The 16,446-nt window shown below is 40.8% G+C and carries 15 protein-coding genes, 1 tRNA gene, 3 rRNA genes, 1 other RNA gene and 1 other annotated feature; of the genes, 16 read left to right on the plus strand and 4 right to left on the minus strand.

The window, feature by feature from the left end; genetic code table 11:
• Together J7E63_RS22660 and rrf are read left to right on the plus strand one after the other, a co-directional pair.
• Window positions 1-220, plus strand: a 23S ribosomal RNA gene (locus tag J7E63_RS22660); the annotation flags it as partial.
• A gap of 75 nt (window positions 221-295) precedes the next feature.
• Window positions 296-412, plus strand: a 5S ribosomal RNA gene (gene rrf / locus J7E63_RS22665).
• A 286-nt stretch (window positions 413-698) separates the two neighbouring features.
• Here rrf and J7E63_RS22670 read toward each other — a convergent pair.
• On the minus strand, window positions 699-1,640 hold the full coding sequence (locus tag J7E63_RS22670) for a YaaC family protein (protein ID WP_215016720.1): 942 nt from the start codon (window positions 1,638-1,640) through the stop codon (window positions 699-701).
• Between the two features lie 106 nt (window positions 1,641-1,746).
• Between J7E63_RS22670 and guaB the strand changes: the two genes are divergently transcribed.
• From guaB to J7E63_RS22700, 6 genes are all read left to right on the plus strand, one after another.
• Window positions 1,747-3,216, plus strand: a complete 1,470-nt coding sequence (gene guaB, locus J7E63_RS22675; protein WP_215016722.1) for an IMP dehydrogenase — start codon at window positions 1,747-1,749, stop codon at window positions 3,214-3,216.
• Window positions 3,217-3,429: 213 nt separating this feature from the next.
• Complete coding sequence (locus tag J7E63_RS22680) at window positions 3,430-4,746, plus strand: D-alanyl-D-alanine carboxypeptidase family protein (protein ID WP_251028199.1); 1,317 nt, start codon at window positions 3,430-3,432, stop codon at window positions 4,744-4,746.
• Between the two features lie 198 nt (window positions 4,747-4,944).
• On the plus strand, window positions 4,945-5,826 hold the full coding sequence (gene pdxS, locus J7E63_RS22685) for a pyridoxal 5'-phosphate synthase lyase subunit PdxS (protein ID WP_215007932.1): 882 nt from the start codon (window positions 4,945-4,947) through the stop codon (window positions 5,824-5,826).
• A 1-nt stretch (window position 5,827) separates the two neighbouring features.
• On the plus strand, window positions 5,828-6,418 hold the full coding sequence (gene pdxT / locus J7E63_RS22690; protein WP_215016724.1) for a pyridoxal 5'-phosphate synthase glutaminase subunit PdxT: 591 nt from the start codon (window positions 5,828-5,830) through the stop codon (window positions 6,416-6,418).
• Between the two features lie 57 nt (window positions 6,419-6,475).
• Window positions 6,476-6,699, plus strand: a binding site (T-box leader).
• Between the two features lie 91 nt (window positions 6,700-6,790).
• A complete protein-coding gene (serS, locus tag J7E63_RS22695) occupies window positions 6,791-8,071 on the plus strand; it encodes a serine--tRNA ligase (protein WP_215016726.1) in 1,281 nt (426 codons plus the stop codon).
• Window positions 8,072-8,361: 290 nt separating this feature from the next.
• Window positions 8,362-8,454: transfer RNA gene (locus J7E63_RS22700), tRNA-Ser, on the plus strand.
• A gap of 112 nt (window positions 8,455-8,566) precedes the next feature.
• Here the strand turns inward: J7E63_RS22700 and J7E63_RS22705 are convergent.
• The 3 genes from J7E63_RS22705 to J7E63_RS22715 form a co-directional block, all read right to left on the minus strand.
• Window positions 8,567-9,262, minus strand: a complete 696-nt coding sequence (locus tag J7E63_RS22705; protein WP_374193784.1) for a deoxynucleoside kinase — start codon at window positions 9,260-9,262, stop codon at window positions 8,567-8,569.
• A 15-nt stretch (window positions 9,263-9,277) separates the two neighbouring features.
• Window positions 9,278-9,925: a deoxynucleoside kinase gene (locus J7E63_RS22710; RefSeq protein WP_215016730.1), complete on the minus strand. Its 648-nt coding sequence runs from the start codon at window positions 9,923-9,925 to the stop codon at window positions 9,278-9,280.
• 198 nt (window positions 9,926-10,123) lie between these two features.
• On the minus strand, window positions 10,124-11,410 hold the full coding sequence (locus J7E63_RS22715; protein ID WP_215016732.1) for a glycosyl hydrolase family 18 protein: 1,287 nt from the start codon (window positions 11,408-11,410) through the stop codon (window positions 10,124-10,126).
• A 339-nt stretch (window positions 11,411-11,749) separates the two neighbouring features.
• Between J7E63_RS22715 and tadA the strand changes: the two genes are divergently transcribed.
• The 8 genes from tadA to J7E63_RS22755 all read left to right on the plus strand — a co-directional run.
• Complete coding sequence (gene tadA / locus J7E63_RS22720) at window positions 11,750-12,265, plus strand: tRNA adenosine(34) deaminase TadA (RefSeq protein ID WP_215016736.1); 516 nt, start codon at window positions 11,750-11,752, stop codon at window positions 12,263-12,265.
• A 76-nt stretch (window positions 12,266-12,341) separates the two neighbouring features.
• Window positions 12,342-12,606, plus strand: an RNA gene (gene ffs / locus J7E63_RS22725) — signal recognition particle sRNA large type.
• Between the two features lie 145 nt (window positions 12,607-12,751).
• Window positions 12,752-14,440: a DNA polymerase III subunit gamma/tau gene (gene dnaX / locus J7E63_RS22730; protein ID WP_215016734.1), complete on the plus strand. Its 1,689-nt coding sequence runs from the start codon at window positions 12,752-12,754 to the stop codon at window positions 14,438-14,440.
• Window positions 14,441-14,470: 30 nt separating this feature from the next.
• On the plus strand, window positions 14,471-14,791 hold the full coding sequence (locus tag J7E63_RS22735; protein WP_168245863.1) for a YbaB/EbfC family nucleoid-associated protein: 321 nt from the start codon (window positions 14,471-14,473) through the stop codon (window positions 14,789-14,791).
• A 17-nt stretch (window positions 14,792-14,808) separates the two neighbouring features.
• Window positions 14,809-15,405, plus strand: a complete 597-nt coding sequence (gene recR / locus J7E63_RS22740) for a recombination mediator RecR (protein ID WP_088084902.1) — start codon at window positions 14,809-14,811, stop codon at window positions 15,403-15,405.
• Between the two features lie 21 nt (window positions 15,406-15,426).
• Window positions 15,427-15,648 (plus strand): YaaL family protein, encoded by a 222-nt coding sequence (locus tag J7E63_RS22745; protein WP_088084903.1) that lies wholly within the window; start codon window positions 15,427-15,429, stop codon window positions 15,646-15,648.
• Window positions 15,649-15,732: 84 nt separating this feature from the next.
• Window positions 15,733-15,996, plus strand: coding sequence for a pro-sigmaK processing inhibitor BofA family protein (locus J7E63_RS22750; protein WP_088084904.1), 264 nt, complete (start codon window positions 15,733-15,735; stop codon window positions 15,994-15,996).
• A 292-nt stretch (window positions 15,997-16,288) separates the two neighbouring features.
• Window positions 16,289-16,446: ribosomal RNA gene (locus J7E63_RS22755) — 16S ribosomal RNA — on the plus strand; the annotation flags it as partial.

The raw sequence follows: 16,446 nt of genomic DNA on the forward strand, positions 1-16,446 counted from the left end.
CCGCTGGTGTACCAGTTGTTCTGCCAAGGGCATCGCTGGGTAGCTATGTGCGGACGGGATAAGTGCTGAAAGCATCTAAGCATGAAGCCCCCCTCAAGATGAGATTTCCCATAGCGCAAGCTAGTAAGAACCCTGAAAGATGATCAGGTTGATAGGTCAGAGGTGGAAGCGTGGTAACATGTGGAGCTGACTGATACTAATCGTTCGAGGACTTAACCAATTTTTAAGGCATACTCGTTTTACAAACTTCTTCTGCATTATCTAGTTTTGAGGGAATGATACCTCAACAAAATAGTCTGGCAGCAATGGCGAGAAGGTCACACCCGTTCCCATACCGAACACGGAAGTTAAGCTTCTCAGCGCCGATGGTAGTTGGGACACGCGTCCCTGTGAGAGTAGGACGTTGCCAGGCACATCTAAGACAACCTGAGAAGGTTGTCTTTTTGTGTTTTCGAAGATTTATGTATGGGTGATTAGTAAATGATAATTGTGCCCATGGAAGAGGAAAAGACCCTGGACCAGTTACAAAAAAGAATAATTGTGCCCATGGAAGAGGAAAAAAGCCTGGACCGGTCACAAAAAAGAATAATTGTGCCCATACAACTGAAAAAAAGCCATCGACGGTAACAAAAAGGGCCTTATGTTACCGAAGAAGAGGAAAAAATTCTTAAACGGTAACATAAGGATGGTCATAGTTACTATCCCATCAAATACTGATAAATCAAAAAGGGTCCTTTCTGCATGGTGACATCAAGAAAAGAACATATGAATGGATAATCCTGATTTGGCATCATTTTGGTCAGCTCACTCCACCATTCTGTTTCATAGCGGGCGATCATACTTAAATTGTAAAGCAATAAATAATGGACCAATAGTTCTGGAAAATTGAAATAATTCTCTTTATTAAGAGGCAATGCAAAGGTTTCATTCTCAATATTATATTTAAGTGGAGAATTTCCAAAAAGAGAAGTTGTGTTCATCGAAAATGCCAGACCATCATTTGAAAATTCCACTCCTTTTTCAAACTTAGATGTCAAAAATTCCTTAAACCGATTTTCTGTCATATGAAAATGATCTAATACGGTTTCAGGTACAAAAAACTGTTTATAATCCGTTTGTAACTTAATAAATGTCCTTTTCCCTTCAAGTAAAAAGAATAAATCATCCAGTTCTGGTATAAGCTGTAGTAATTCCTCCATAATGACTTTCTCCCCTTCCAATTGTTTCATGTGAAACAATTTTTCAGAGATGAAGGGGAAAAGCCCATTTTTTTGAAATTTAACTTCATCTTGAAAGAAGTGATAATTCTGCTTCTTCCTTTTCCTTGTCGAAACTCCGTGTGCTAAAACCGCCGTTGTTTCTGGATAAGCAGGATCAATGGTTAATATACATGCTTTAATTAAATGGACGAGACCATAAAAAAGTAAAATTGGTTTTATAATAAGAGGAGAGCTTTCTGCTTGTTGATAATAAATTTGTCCGTGTTCAAGATAATAAAGAAAGGCATAACAATTTTCATAGCTTTTTTGTTCAGGATTCTCGATCTGACGCTTTTGGTAACAACCTTTTAAAAAGCGCTGGCAGTATTCTGCCGAAAAGAAGCAAGAGTAGCTTTTCCAATCTTTATATTCAATATCCAAGACTATATCACCTTTTTCAGAAGAATCAGACTAATACTTATTCCTTGACAGTATTTTATCCAATTGATAACCTACAAATAATATTTTTTTCCTGGGGGCCATAAAAATGTGGGAAAGTAAATTTTCAAAAGAAGGTTTAACGTTTGATGATGTATTATTAATTCCTGGTAAATCTGAGGTATTGCCAAGAGATGTAAACATGCAAGTGGAATTATCACCAAGTGTAAAGCTGAACATTCCAATCATAAGTGCTGGGATGGATACAGTAACAGAATCAGAAATGGCTATATCAATGGCTCGCCAAGGCGGTTTAGGGGTCATTCATAAAAATATGACCATTGATCAGCAAGCGGAGCAGGTTGAAAAGGTAAAGAGATCGGAAAGCGGGGTTATTACTGATCCATTTTTCCTAACACCAGAGCACCAAGTGTTTGACGCGGAGCATTTAATGGGAAAATATCGTATTTCCGGAGTACCAATCGTAAATAACTTTGAAGAACAAAAGCTTATCGGTATTATCACCAATAGGGATCTTCGCTTTATTTCAGACCTAGATTATTCATTTAAAATTTCTGACGTAATGACCAAAGAGAAACTTGTCACAGCCCCAGTCGGAACGACGTTAAAAGAGGCAGAGAAGATTCTGCAGCGCTACAAAATTGAAAAACTTCCGCTTGTAAATGAGCAGGGTGTTTTAAAAGGGCTAATAACAATTAAAGATATCGAAAAGGTTATTGAATTTCCAAACTCCGCTAAGGATAGCCAAGGCCGTTTATTAGCCGGAGCTGCGGTCGGTGTAACAAGCGACACAATGAAACGTGTGGATATGCTTGTAAAAGCGAATGTCGATGTGATTGTCCTCGATACAGCCCATGGACATTCAAAAGGTGTCCTTGATATGGTAAAGGAAATCAGAACTGCGTATCCTGACCTCACCATTATTGCTGGAAACGTGGCAACAGCTGAAGGAACCAAAGCCTTAATTGAGGCAGGAGCAGATGTGGTAAAAGTAGGAATTGGACCTGGCTCTATTTGTACGACAAGGGTTGTAGCAGGTGTTGGTGTTCCGCAAATTACCGCTGTTTATGATTGTGCAACAGAAGCGCTCAAGCATGGTAAAACGATTATTGCTGATGGCGGCATCAAATACTCTGGTGACATCGTGAAAGCACTGGCAGCTGGTGGACATGCTGTTATGCTTGGCAGTCTATTGGCTGGGGTAACAGAGAGTCCAGGTGAGACAGAGATCTTCCAAGGGCGACGTTTTAAAGTATATCGTGGCATGGGTTCCGTTGCAGCAATGGAAAAAGGTTCTAAAGACCGCTATTTCCAAGAAGATAATAAAAAGTTCGTTCCAGAAGGAATTGAAGGACGGATCCCATATAAAGGGCCGTTAGCAGAAACCATTTATCAGCTGATCGGCGGCCTCAGGTCAGGAATGGGCTATTGTGGAACTAAAGACCTTGAGGAATTAAGGATGAAGGCACAATTTATTAAAATGACCGGAGCGGGTCTTAGAGAGAGTCATCCACATGATGTCCAAATCACAAAAGAGGCTCCAAATTACTCGCTATAATATTTAAAACAGAGAAGCACGGCTTCTCTGTTTTTTTATGAAAAAAGGCCTAGGAATGTTTGAGAGGCTTTCAAAAATAGCCATAAGATGGTTCATAGCTCCGTCTATGATTTGCCATAGAGTTATGTTAAAATAACCAAAGTGTATAAATTCTTGGAGGGCGTTAAAGTGAACAAACATTTTTATCGGAAATGTATTGCCAGTGCAATGGCAATGATTATGTTTTTTGGACTATTTGCTGGTGTTGATATAGCGAAGGCAGACGCAGCATTAAATGTGAATGCAGACGGAGCTATTTTGGTTGATGGAGAAACGGGCAGGATTTTATATGAAAAGAATGCTGACAGTCCATTAGGAATTGCCAGTATGACGAAAATGATGACTGAGTATCTTTTACTCGATGCTGTAAAACATGGAAAAGTGAAATGGGATCAGGAATATACAGTAAGTGATCTTGTTTATAAAATCTCACAGCCGACTGGTTTATCTAATGTTCCATTACGCCTTGGTGAAAAATATAATGTTCGAGAATTATATGAAGCAATGGCTATTTATTCTGCAAATGGGACAACCATTGCTCTAGCTGAAGTCATTGGCGGTACGGAAACGAATTTTGTGAAAATGATGAATGACAAGGCAAAAAAATTAGGATTGAAAAATAGTAAATTTGTAAACTCCACCGGTTTGAATAATAAAGATTATAACGGTGATCAACCAGAAGGAACAGGAGCAGATGAAGAAAACGTTATGTCCCCTCATGACGTGGCGACATTAGCTTTTCATCTCATTAATGATTATCCAGATGTTCTAAAAACGGCTAGTACGCCTAAAAAGGTATTCCGAGAAGGAACAGAAGATAGAATAGAAATGCAAAACTGGAACTGGATGCTGCCATCATTGGTTTATGGTTATCAAGGCATGGACGGGCTTAAAACAGGTACCACTGATTTTGCAGGCTACTGTTTTACAGGGACAGCAAGCCGTGATGGTAAACGATTTATAACTGTTGTTCAAAATGCTAAGGATATTAGCGGCAAAAACGATGGGTATAAGGCACGCTTTGGTGAAACGAAAAAAATGCTGGATTATGCTTTCAGCAATTATACGAAGGAAAAGCTTGTTCCTAAACATTATCAAGTAAAAGATCAGAAAACTGTTCCTGTTGTTAAAGGAAAAGAGGATCAAGTAAAAATCTATACGAAATCAGCTATAAATCTGATGATTCAGAATGGCGGAAAAAAAGATTATAAACCAGTCCTTGTACTAGATAAAAAGAAACTAAATAAAAACGGTGAGCTAACCGCACCAATTAAAAAAGGTGAAACGGTTGGTTACTTAACTGTTGCACCAAAAAATGGTGGAAAAGTTAAGTTCTTAACAGCAGCAGGTCAACAAAAGGTCAAGGTTGATGTGATTGCTGCAAATGATGTAGAAAAGTCAAACTGGTTTGTGTTAATGATGAGAGGCATCGGTAGTTTTTTTGGTGATGTCTGGCATGGAATTTCTACTGCTGTTAAAGGATGGTTTTAAGTAAATTCAAACGGTAGGAAGCCCTAGGTGGAAATAATAGGATGTAACCGAAAAGGATTCTTGTCTTGACAGGAATCCTTTTTTGTTGCTTTAATGTTTTTATGGGGTTAAAATAATTCCGACTAAATTAATAAAGATTTCTGAAACTATGAGAAAATTTTTCTTAATATTACAAGAAATAATTAGGGGGATTTAGAAATGATAACAGGTACTGATCTCGTAAAACGTGGTATGGCTGAAATGCAAAAGGGCGGCGTCATCATGGATGTTGTTAATGCAGAGCAGGCGAAAATTGCTGAAGAAGCAGGAGCAGTAGCAGTAATGGCTTTAGAGCGTGTTCCTTCAGATATCCGCGCGGCTGGCGGTGTAGCAAGAATGGCAGACCCTAGAATCATTGAAGCAGTTATGGGTGCTGTGACGATCCCTGTAATGGCTAAAGGAAGAATTGGACATATTGTAGAAGCGCGCATTCTTGAAGCAATGGGTGTTGACTATATCGATGAGAGTGAAGTTTTAACACCTGCTGATGAAGAATACCATTTAAATAAAAGAGATTATACTGTACCGTTTGTATGCGGCTGTCGTGACCTTGGTGAGGCTGCCCGCAGGATTGGTGAAGGAGCATCTATGCTTCGTACAAAAGGCGAACCAGGAACAGGTAATATTGTTGAAGCAGTCCGCCATATCCGTAAGGTAAATGCTCAAGTCCGTAAAGTTGTTGCAATGAATGAGGACGAGCTTATGACAGAAGCAAAGCTATTAGGTGCACCATATGAAATCCTCTTAGAAATTAAACGCATTGGCAAGCTGCCAGTTGTTAACTTTGCTGCTGGTGGTGTGGCAACACCTGCTGATGCTGCGTTAATGATGCAATTAGGAGCGGACGGTGTATTTGTTGGTTCTGGTATCTTTAAATCAGAAAACCCAGCGAAATTTGCTAGAGCGATTGTTGAAGCAACTACACATTATCAAGACTATAAATTAATTGCTGAACTTTCAAAGGATCTTGGAACACCAATGAAAGGGATCGAAATTTCATCACTAGCACCTGAAGCACGCATGCAGGAGCGTGGATGGTAAGATGATTAGAATCGGCGTTCTTGCTCTACAAGGGGCAGTCCGTGAACATATGAGCTCGGTAGAAGCATGCGGTGTAGAGGCCGTCGCAATCAAAAGAAAAGAAGAACTACAAGAAGTGGATGGCCTCATTCTTCCTGGCGGAGAAAGTACAGCAATGCGACGTTTAATTGACAAATATGATTTTATGGATGCCCTTAAAGAATTTGCTCAAGAAGGTAAACCTATGTTCGGAACCTGTGCGGGGCTCATTTTATTAGCCAAAGATCTTGTTGGCTATAACGAGTCACACATCGGTGTAATGGACATTAAGGTGGAACGTAACTCGTTTGGACGCCAAGTTGACAGCTTTGAGGCGGACCTTGCGATTAAAGACGTTGCTGAAAGCTTCCCAGCAGTATTTATTCGTGCACCGCACATCGTTGAGGCGGGAGAGAATGTTGAAATTCTGTCCAAGCATAATGACCGCATCGTGGCCGCACGGGAAGGACAATTTCTAGGCTGTTCCTTCCATCCTGAGTTGACGGATAATCATGGCCTTACGGCGTACTTCGTCGAGATGGTGAAGGAATCTAAGGCTAAACATCTGGTATAATTGGGTTGCATTTGGTTTATAATTATAGTAATTTAAAATTACAAAATCTAAATAAAGATTAAAGCAATGAGAGGAACTAGTAACAGGAGATTCATTCTCTAGAGAGCCGGTGGTTGGTGTGAACCGGTGGATGAAGCTTGTGAATCCCTCCTCGAGCAAGGTGCGGAACACCTCCTCATGAGGTCAGTAAGTACTTTCGGTTGAAACCGTTAACGTTTTTTCGAGGTGGACAGTTTTTTCTGTCAACCAGGGTGGTATCGCGAGTAACTCTCGTCCCTGTATTAGGGGCGGGAGTTTTTTTATTTTTAATCGGATGCGCCCGTGAAGCAAGTCGAATCTAAAATATTTTTATAAAAAAGGAGCGCTGTTATTATGCTAGATATTAAAGTGTTAAGAGCTGATTTTGAAGATGTAAAAGCAAAACTTCAAAAGCGTGGAGAAGATTTATCTGCTCTCGACCAATTTGAAGAACTCGACCAAAGAAGACGCGAATTGATCGTGGAAACAGAAAAGTTAAAAAGCCGGCGAAATGAGGTTTCCCAGCAGGTTGCTTCTTTAAAGCGTGAAAAGCAGGATGCCGATCACTTAATTAAAGAAATGCGTGAGGTTGGTAACCAGATTAAAACGTTTGATGATGAATTACGAGTGGTTGAAGAGTCATTAGAGCTTTTGATGTTGAGCATTCCAAATATTCCGCATGAAAGTGTTCCAGTTGGTGAAACCGAGGATGATAATATTGAAATTAGACAGTGGGGCAAGGTGCGTGAGTTTGAGTTTGAAGCCAAGCCTCACTGGGATGTTGCTGATCAACTAGGTATTCTGGATTTTGAACGAGCTGGTAAAGTAACTGGAAGCCGTTTTGTCTTTTATAAAGGGTTAGGAGCTCGTTTAGAACGTGCATTAATGAGTTTCATGTTAGACCTCCATGTTGATGAGCATGGCTATACAGAAATATTGCCCCCTTATTTAGTCAACAGAGCGAGCATGACTGGAACTGGCCAACTTCCTAAGTTTGAAGAAGATGCCTTTTTGATTGAAAATGAAGATTACTTTTTGATTCCAACAGCTGAGGTACCTGTTACCAACCTTCATCGAGATGAGATTTTAAGCGGCGAAGAATTGCCGATCCGCTTCGCCGCGTACAGTGCGTGTTTCCGTTCTGAGGCTGGCTCTGCGGGCCGTGATACACGAGGTTTGATTCGTCAGCATCAATTTAATAAAGTTGAACTTGTTAAGTTTGTTAAGCCTGAGGATTCTTATCAGGAACTGGAAAAGCTGACAAATGACGCTGAACGGGTATTACAATTACTTGAACTGCCATACCGTGTGTTAAGCATGTGTACAGCTGACCTTGGCTTTACCGCAGCAAAAAAATATGACATTGAAGTTTGGATTCCAAGTTATGGAACCTACCGAGAAATTTCTTCTTGCAGTAATTTTGAGGCCTTCCAGGCAAGACGGGCAAATATTCGCTTCCGTCGTGAACCAAAGGCTAAACCAGAGCATGTACACACCTTAAATGGTTCTGGCCTCGCGATTGGCCGCACGGTGGCTGCAATTTTAGAAAATTACCAGCAAGCTGACGGCAGTGTCGTGATTCCTACGGCTTTACGTCCATATATGGGCAACCGCGAAGTCATTAAGCCAATGTGAAATTAAAGCTGTGTTAAAGCTAAATGTTGATTTTACACACTCTGTTGATTGGAGTGGAATGTGCGAGACTCCTGCGGGAGTACGGGACAGGGGAGACCCCACAAGCGCGAAGCGCTGAGGAGGCTCCCAGGAACGCCCGCGGAAAGCGAAGCACATGGAACGGAAATCAACAGACAAGTTTAACAAAGCTAAAATTACAAAAAACTGGGCAGACCAAAAATTTGTCCAGTTTTTTTATTTAGTATGTTGACATAGTAAAAACAATATGGTAAATTAGTTTTTGTTGATACGGAGGAATACCCAAGTTTGGCTGAAGGGATCGGTCTTGAAAACCGACAGGCGGGTCATACCGCGCGGGGGTTCGAATCCCTCTTCCTCCTCCATTAATATTTTACAATCGCGCATAAAAACTGGAGATAATGGTTCGTTACAGTACATGTAACGGATTTTTTTTATGCTCTAAAAAATAAAGGACATAAAAAAACACATATTGGATTACCCAATATGTGCTGTTCTCATATTTAATATTTCTTGTAGTTTATCTTCAACGGCACGGCAGACCTTAGTGGCATCTTCTTCACTTTTTACGACGTCTGTCGTATCCATATCAATCACTAATACTTCGCTTGCAGCATACTGATTCATGACCCACTCATCATAACCCTTCCAAACTTCGAAGTAGTATTCCTTCAGTTCAGGGTTTATTTCAAAGCTTCGACCGCGCGCCATAATCCGATCAATTACCGTATCGAACGAACCTTTAAGGTAAACCATTAAATCTGGCGCTTTCCTTGGAAGTTCATTTAGCTCTTCAAGCATATTTTCAACTAAGTCTTCGTAAATTTTAAATTCCAAATCTGATATTCTGCCTAATGATTTATTTACATAAGCAAAATACCAATCTTCATATATGGAACGGTCCTGAATGGTGTAAACAGGCTCTCTCCAACTGACGCACTCCTTAACCGTTTTAAAGCGTTTATTTAAGAAGAATAATTGAAGAAGGAAAGGAATCCTTCTTGCATCTAACTCTTCAGGTGTCAGTTCGTAATAGAGCGGTAGAATCGGATTGTCATCCACCGATTCATAAAACACTTTACTATCTATTCCTCTATTTTGAAAGTGTGCATTCAATGTGTCTGCTACACTTGTTTTTCCAAGACCTATCATACCACCAATTACGATACTCACTAACATTCCCCTGTTCTATAGTGTTTTAGTCCAGCTGCTTTTTTTTAATGCTAATGATAACTGACCAATAATATGGTTTAAATCATGTTCATTTTTTACAAAATCCAATTCATCTCCACTGAAACGAAGAACTGGTATTTCAGGATGTTCTTTTTCAAAGATCATCATTGTTTCTTCATAGTCAAGCGATAACTGCTCTAAATATAAGGGGCTGATATTTTTTTCGACTTCACGCCCTCTTACTTTGATGCGTTTTAACAGCGTGTCTAGGCTTGCATTCAGATAAATAATCACGTTAGGCTTCGGCATATCCTCGGTAAGGATTTGATAAATTTTATAGTATTTTTGATACTCGTCCCTGCTTAATGAACGCTTAGCAAAAATTAAATTCTTGAAGATATGATAATCCGCTACGACAGATTGCTTTTGGCTTAAGAAATGGGTATTGATATCCCCTAATTGCTTAAAGCGATTGCAGAGGAAAAACATTTCCGTTTGAAAACTCCACTCCTCAATATTTTCATAGAATTTCCCTAGAAATGGATTTTCATCAACAATCTCTTTTAGTAATGCAAATTTAAATTGCGCTGAAATAGCTTTAGCGAGAGATGTTTTTCCTACACCAATCGGCCCTTCAACGGTAATAAAGGGTGTATCCCCCATTGCAAGTCCTCCTTCTCCAACTGCCTTCACTCTATGTTTCACCAGATAAACTGGTTATTTAGTACCGTAAAACATGCAAAGACTATTCTATCATAATCTCACTCAGGAAGGGATAAGGAATATTTAGAAGTAATCAGGTTTATGTCAAATATATGAAAAAACTGCCGAATGAGGGCAGTTTTTGTTGAATAAAAATAGTTAAGTCCCACGTTTAGTGACATTGAAATTGTCTACGATTAATAGCCAATTTTGCGGGAAGGCTAGACCAAGCTTCCAATAGCTCATTCCCCTAATATTTAACTCTTTAATTAAATCAAACTTTGCTTGGATCGAGCGGGCATCCTCAAACCAAACCTCATGCTGCTTCCCGGCATCGCTATATTTAAAAAATGGGGCCTGTGCCTTTGTGTCATATTGAATCGGGACATTGTGGCTTGCGGCCAGCTGTATCGCTTGTTGTGGACTCACTGCCTTTGCCACTGACCCCTGCACGAATGGCAGTGTCCAATCATAGCCATATAGATTTTGTCCCATCATAATCTTATTCGAAGGAATATCTGTTATCGCATATTCCAATACTCTTCTCACTTGATCAATGGGCGATACCGCCATCGCAGGGCCGCCGCTATACCCCCATTCATAGGTCATAATGACGACAAAGTCAGCGATTTCCCCGTGGGCCTTATAATCATGCCCCTCATACCATTTCCCTTTTTGGGTTGCACTAGTCTTTGGGGCCAGGGCGGTTGACATGAGCCAGCCTTGACGTGAGAATCTTTGTTTTGCTTTTCGTAAAAAGCGATTATAGGCCTCGCGGTCAGCAGGGCGTAAAAACTCAAAGTCAAAGTGAATATCACGGAAGCCATACTTATTGGCAGTGGAGACAATGTTGTTAAGAAATTTATCTTGAATGGCCATATCATTCAAAAGAATCCGTCCGAGCTCATCGTTGAACTGGTCATTTTCTTGATTGTTAATGACCATCATTAAGACATTCCGATTGGCTCTAGCAATGGCAGGAAAGTTATTAAGCAATGGTTCTTTCAAGGTGCCGTCGCGCCGCGCTTGAAAGCTAAAGGGGGCTAAATACGTGAGATAAGGTGCGGCTTCACGGGCACTGGTTTCTAAGACAGGGGCTACAGTGGTGCCGCGCGGTTCAACGTACGCGTTAAACTCTGCGTTTCTTTTTTTACCTTGAGGTATATAGAGACGAAAGCCTACATTAAGTGGTTGATTTACATTAATCCGATTGATGGTGGCCAGCTGTTGATAAGGGACGCCAACCTTTCTTGATATGGAGAATAAGGAATCGCCTGGCTGCACGAAGTAAAAGTGACCGATGATTGGAATGACAAGCGACTGTCCGATAATTAGATTGTTTGGATTGGGTAAATCATTGGCCTCAACGATATCTTGAACGGTTGTATGATAAGTCCTAGCGATTGTAGTTAAGGATTCATTACTTTTTATCACATGGATTTGCATCCTAATCCCTCCTTGGCAAATATGCGTTGCAACTATTTTATGAGGGAGGGAGCGGATAAATGATATAATGCTGATAAATTACATCTGTACTAGTTACTTTTAGCTGGTGCAGCAGTGTGTTGAGCGTCATTCCGTAAAAGGCCGAATGCTTCGGTTTGAATAAGAATAAATCATTCTATTCCGGAAGCAATACCTCAAAAATAGGCTAACTAAGTTCATTGCGGCAAACATCAATAATTTTATGTAAATCAGCCTGCCAAAAATTATAATGGTCGTTAATTAAGATGACCGGCAATTTTTTTCGTTAAATTGAGTTTTTAAAGGGGAAATATGATGACAATTGAGCGCATGCAAGATGAAGATTTTATGAGAGAAGCAATAAAGGAAGCTGAAAAAGCAGAAGAGCTGAAAGAGGTGCCGATTGGAGCCGTTATTGTAATAGAAGGAAAGGTTGTTGCTCGGGCCCACAATTTACGCGAGAACGAGCAAAATGCCATCGCCCATGCTGAACTATTAGCGATTGATCAAGCCTGCAAGGAACTGCGCTCATGGCGCCTTGAAGAGGCTGTCCTTTATGTAACGTTAGAGCCTTGCCCAATGTGCGCAGGGGCAATCATGTTATCAAGGGTCAAACGAGTCGTTTATGGTGCAGCTGACCCTAAGGGCGGCTGTGCGGGTACACTCATGAACCTCTTGGAGGATGAGCGCTTCAACCATCAGAGTGAGGTTATCGGCGGTGTATTAGAAAAAGAGTGCGGGCAAATACTCTCCAACTTTTTTCGAAAAATAAGAGAGCGGAAAAAGCTCGAGAAAAAAGTGCAAAAGGATGAACTTACAAAAACTGACAGTGAATAGTGATTGCTTTTTTCCAAGAATATTTGTATACTAAGAAAGCGTCATAGAGACGCACTAAACTTTGGTATCAACTTTGCCGTGCTAGGTGGGGAGGTAGCGGTGCCCTGTACCCGCAATCCGCTCTAGCGGGACTGAATCCCTTCCCGAGGCTAACGACCTGTAGGGTCTGCCTTAAGTAAGTGGTGTTGACGCCCGGGTCCTGCGCAATGGGAATCCATGAACCATGTCAGGTCCGGAAGGAAGCAGCATTAAGTGGACGCTCCCATGTGCCGCAGGGTTGCCTGGGCCGAGCTAACTGCTTAAGTAACGCTTATGGGCGTTAGTCGACGGAAGGTGCACGGCTGTTATATTACATAAATTAACTCATCTCAGAATTGGGATGAGTTTTTTTGTACATTCAACTAGATTCATTTTGTAAAAACCAAAATGGTTAAGGTATAATAAGAAAAGTGGAAAGATGAAAAATTTGAAGGGGGCGATTGTCTTTTGGCTTATCAGGCTTTATACCGTGTTTGGCGGCCTCAAACATTTATTGATGTAGTAGGACAAGAACATGTAACCAAGACATTGCAAAACGCCCTGCTTCAACAAAAGATATCACATGCATATCTTTTTTCAGGACCGAGAGGAACAGGGAAAACAAGTGCGGCTAAAATATTAGCAAAGGCGATTAATTGTGAACGTTCGCCGGTTTCAGAGCCATGTAATGAATGTGCTGCCTGTCTCGGAATCACCAATGGGACGATCTCGGATGTGCTGGAATTTGATGCTGCTTCAAACTCACGTGTGGAGGAAATGCGTGATGTTCTTGATAAGGTCAAATTTGCACCTACTTCGGTTAATTATAAGGTCTATATTATTGATGAAGTACATATGCTATCCATTAGCGCATTCAATGCATTGTTAAAAACATTAGAAGAACCGCCAAAGCATGTGATCTTTATTTTAGCAACGACAGAACCTCATAAAATCCCCTTAACCATTATTTCAAGATGTCAGCGCTTTGACTTTAGAAGAATTACTGCTGGAGCAATCGTCAAACGGATGAAATTAATCGTTGAGGAAACTGGGGTTAATTGTGATGAGCGGGCCCTGCAATTGATTGCCCGGGCAGCAGATGGCGGGATGCGTGATGCGCTCAGTTTATTAGATCAGGCCATATCGTATAGCCAGGACCAGGTGTCCATTGAGGATGCCTTAACTGTAACCGGATCAGTATCGCAGGGATTTTTGAATAAGCTGGCCTTAGCCTTCCGGGAAAAGGATGTTGCAAGCGGGTTAGAAGCACTGGATGAACTTTTATTTCATGGAAAAGACCCAATGCGCTTTATTGAGGATTTAATTTTATTTTATCGTGATATGCTGCTTTATAAAACAGCACCAAACCTTGAAGAATCCCTTGAAAGAGTGATGCTTGATGATGATTTTCGAATCATGGCTGAAACCATCTCAATGGAGCAGATTTATCAGCTCATCGATCTCTTGAATAAAACGCAACAAGAAATGCGCTGGACCAATCATCCAAGAATTTTCCTTGAAGTAGCGATCGTTAAGTTATGTCAATTGGAAGTTAAACACACAGAGCAAGCAAATCCAGCACAAATTGAACAATTAATAACAAGAATCGGCCAGCTTGAGACCGAACTGCAGCATTTAAAGGAAACTGGTGTGGCGGCAGTCCCGCAAGATGCCGCAACACAAGCGCAGAAGTCTGCGCCAAGGTCCTCTAAAAAAACATTTCAGCCTGCAGTTGGAAAAATCAATGAAGTATTAAAGCAGGCAACGAAAAGCGATCTAAATGTCATCAAAGCCAATTGGGGCGAATTGCGGGCTAGTCTTTTAAAATCACAAGCCGCCCTGTTAAACGATGCAGAGCCGATTGCAGCGTCCTCGACTGCTTTTATTATAAAATTCAAGCATGAGATGATTTGTCAAATGGCAATGAATCGTGCGGATTTTCTTGATGCTGTGATCGCCGCATTAAATAAATTAACCGGCAAAAGATTCATCCTGTTAGGTGTTCCTGAAGACCAGTGGCTGCCAATCCGCGAAAACTTTTTGAATAGTCATGATGGTGCTGAAGGAGAAACCAGTGAAGCACCTAAGGAAGAAGAACCACATATTGCCGAGGCGAAGAAAATATTTGGCGAAGAATTTGTGGAAATTATTGATTAATAACTAATTAATTGGAGGTAGATGGTTATGATGCGTGGTGGCGGAATGGGAAATATGCAAAATATGATGAAACAAATGCAAAAGATGCAAAAGGAAATGGCGAAAGCACAAGAAGAGTTAGGTGAAAAGAAGATTGAAGGATCTGCTGGCGGCGGGATGGTCACAGTAGTGGTAACCGGTCATAAGGAAGTTGTCGATGTTATTATCAAACCAGAGGCAGTCGATCCGGATGATATCGAAATGCTTCAAGACCTTGTTTTAGCTGCAACAAATGATGCTCTTAAAAAGGTAGAAGAGTTAACAAACAGTACGATGGGGCAATTTACAAAAGGAATGAACCTTCCTTTTTAGGAGTGGAATAGCAAAAGATGCATTATCCTGAACCAATATCTAAGCTGATTGACAGCTTTATGAAGCTGCCAGGTATCGGCCCAAAAACGGCCGGTCGTCTGGCTTTTTTTGTCCTAAGTATGAAAGAGGATACGGTGCTTGATTTTGCCAAAGCACTAGTGAATGCCAAAAGAAATCTAACCTATTGTTCTGTCTGTGGTCATATCACGGATCAGGATCCATGTTATATTTGTGAGGACCAACGACGGGATAGAAGTATCATATGTGTCGTCCAAGATCCTAAAGATGTGATAGCGATGGAAAAAATGAAGGAATTCAACGGTTTGTACCATGTCCTGCATGGGGCGATTTCCCCGATGGATGGGATAGGTCCTGAGGATATCAATATTCCTGACCTCTTAAAACGTCTTCAGGATGAAACAGTTACTGAAGTGATCCTAGCGACTAACCCTAATATTGAAGGGGAAGCAACCGCGATGTACATTTCACGTTTGTTAAGGCCATCAGGGATTAAAACGACAAGAATTGCGCATGGGCTACCTGTTGGCGGGGATCTTGAATATGCGGATGAGGTAACCTTATCGAAAGCGATTGAAGGCCGGAGAGAATTTTAAAAAGACGCGGAGGAATCAGTCATGTTTTTTCAGCGTAAAGGTCGGCTGCGTAAGGAGTATAATGAAAAGCTCTTAATGCAGTTGAATCGTTATAAAGAACATTGGCAGCAAGAAAAGCTGCTGTTGGAAAAAAGTTTTGATCCTTCCGAAGAAGTGATTTGCCAAACAAAAATTGCCGAGGCAAAATATATCTTTCTATTAAGAGAAGCAAAGCAGCGGAATGTTACCTTAATGAGATCATAAACAAGCTATATCTTTTTTTAGGTCTATTTTAATCAGCTTGTACATAAGTTGAAACAAAGTGACTTAAGAAGGGGGATAGCTTTTTTGGAACCAATTATCGTAATATCCATCCTCGGAGGGCTCATACTTATCCTTTTATTTACGGGTGCACCTTTTAAGCCTGCTCGATTGGTTGGACAGGCTGCTATTAAATTAGTCATTGGAGCGCTATTTTTATTCTTCTTAAATGCTGCGGGTAACCGCTATGGCATTCATGTGCCGATTAATTTTGCTACATCGGCTATTTCAGGATTTTTAGGAATCCCGGGTCTAATCGCTTTAGCTGCTATTCAACATTGGGTACTCTAGATCTAAAACCGCTGAAAAAAGCGGTTTTTCTTTTTGGAAAACAAATTTATAAAAAAGTATTGACCAATCCTTTTATATGCTGTAATATATGAAAAGTCGTCACAGAGACGATGAAATGCAAATGAAAAAAGTTGTTGACTTCTGGTTGATAACTTGATAAGATAATAAAGTCGCTTTTAGGCGATAGAGAAATTGTTCTTTGAAAACTAAACAAACAAAATCGTGCAAACAAACAAAAATTTTAGTTTCAATTAAGAAACTAAGCCAACGTAACAAAATGAGCTAATCAACTTTCTTGGAGAGTTTGATCCTGGCTCAGGACGAACGCTGGCGGCGTGCCTAATACATGCAAGTCGAGCGAACCAATAGGAGCTTGCTCCTGTTGGTTAGCGGCGGACGGGTGAGTAACACGTGGGCAACCTGCCTGTAAGACTGAGATAACCCCGGGAA

It is taken from the genome of Bacillus sp. ISL-75 (genome assembly GCF_018613095.1).

Bases quoted from the DNA above. Each gene is read 5' to 3' on its own strand.
- J7E63_RS22745 (WP_088084903.1), top strand. From the start codon at position 15,427: ATGTTTTTTCAGCGTAAAGGTCGGCTGCGTAAGGAGTATAATGAAAAG.
- pdxS (WP_215007932.1), top strand. From the start codon at position 4,945: ATGATAACAGGTACTGATCTCGTAAAACGTGGTATGGCTGAAATGCAA.
- guaB (WP_215016722.1), top strand. From the start codon at position 1,747: ATGTGGGAAAGTAAATTTTCAAAAGAAGGTTTAACGTTTGATGATGTA.
- J7E63_RS22715 (WP_215016732.1), bottom strand. From the start codon at position 11,410: ATGCAAATCCATGTGATAAAAAGTAATGAATCCTTAACTACAATCGCT.
- J7E63_RS22680 (WP_251028199.1), top strand. From the start codon at position 3,430: ATGATTATGTTTTTTGGACTATTTGCTGGTGTTGATATAGCGAAGGCA.
- recR (WP_088084902.1), top strand. From the start codon at position 14,809: ATGCATTATCCTGAACCAATATCTAAGCTGATTGACAGCTTTATGAAG.
- pdxT (WP_215016724.1), top strand. From the start codon at position 5,828: ATGATTAGAATCGGCGTTCTTGCTCTACAAGGGGCAGTCCGTGAACAT.
- J7E63_RS22735 (WP_168245863.1), top strand. From the start codon at position 14,471: ATGCGTGGTGGCGGAATGGGAAATATGCAAAATATGATGAAACAAATG.
- serS (WP_215016726.1), top strand. From the start codon at position 6,791: ATGCTAGATATTAAAGTGTTAAGAGCTGATTTTGAAGATGTAAAAGCA.
- J7E63_RS22710 (WP_215016730.1), bottom strand. From the start codon at position 9,925: ATGGGGGATACACCCTTTATTACCGTTGAAGGGCCGATTGGTGTAGGA.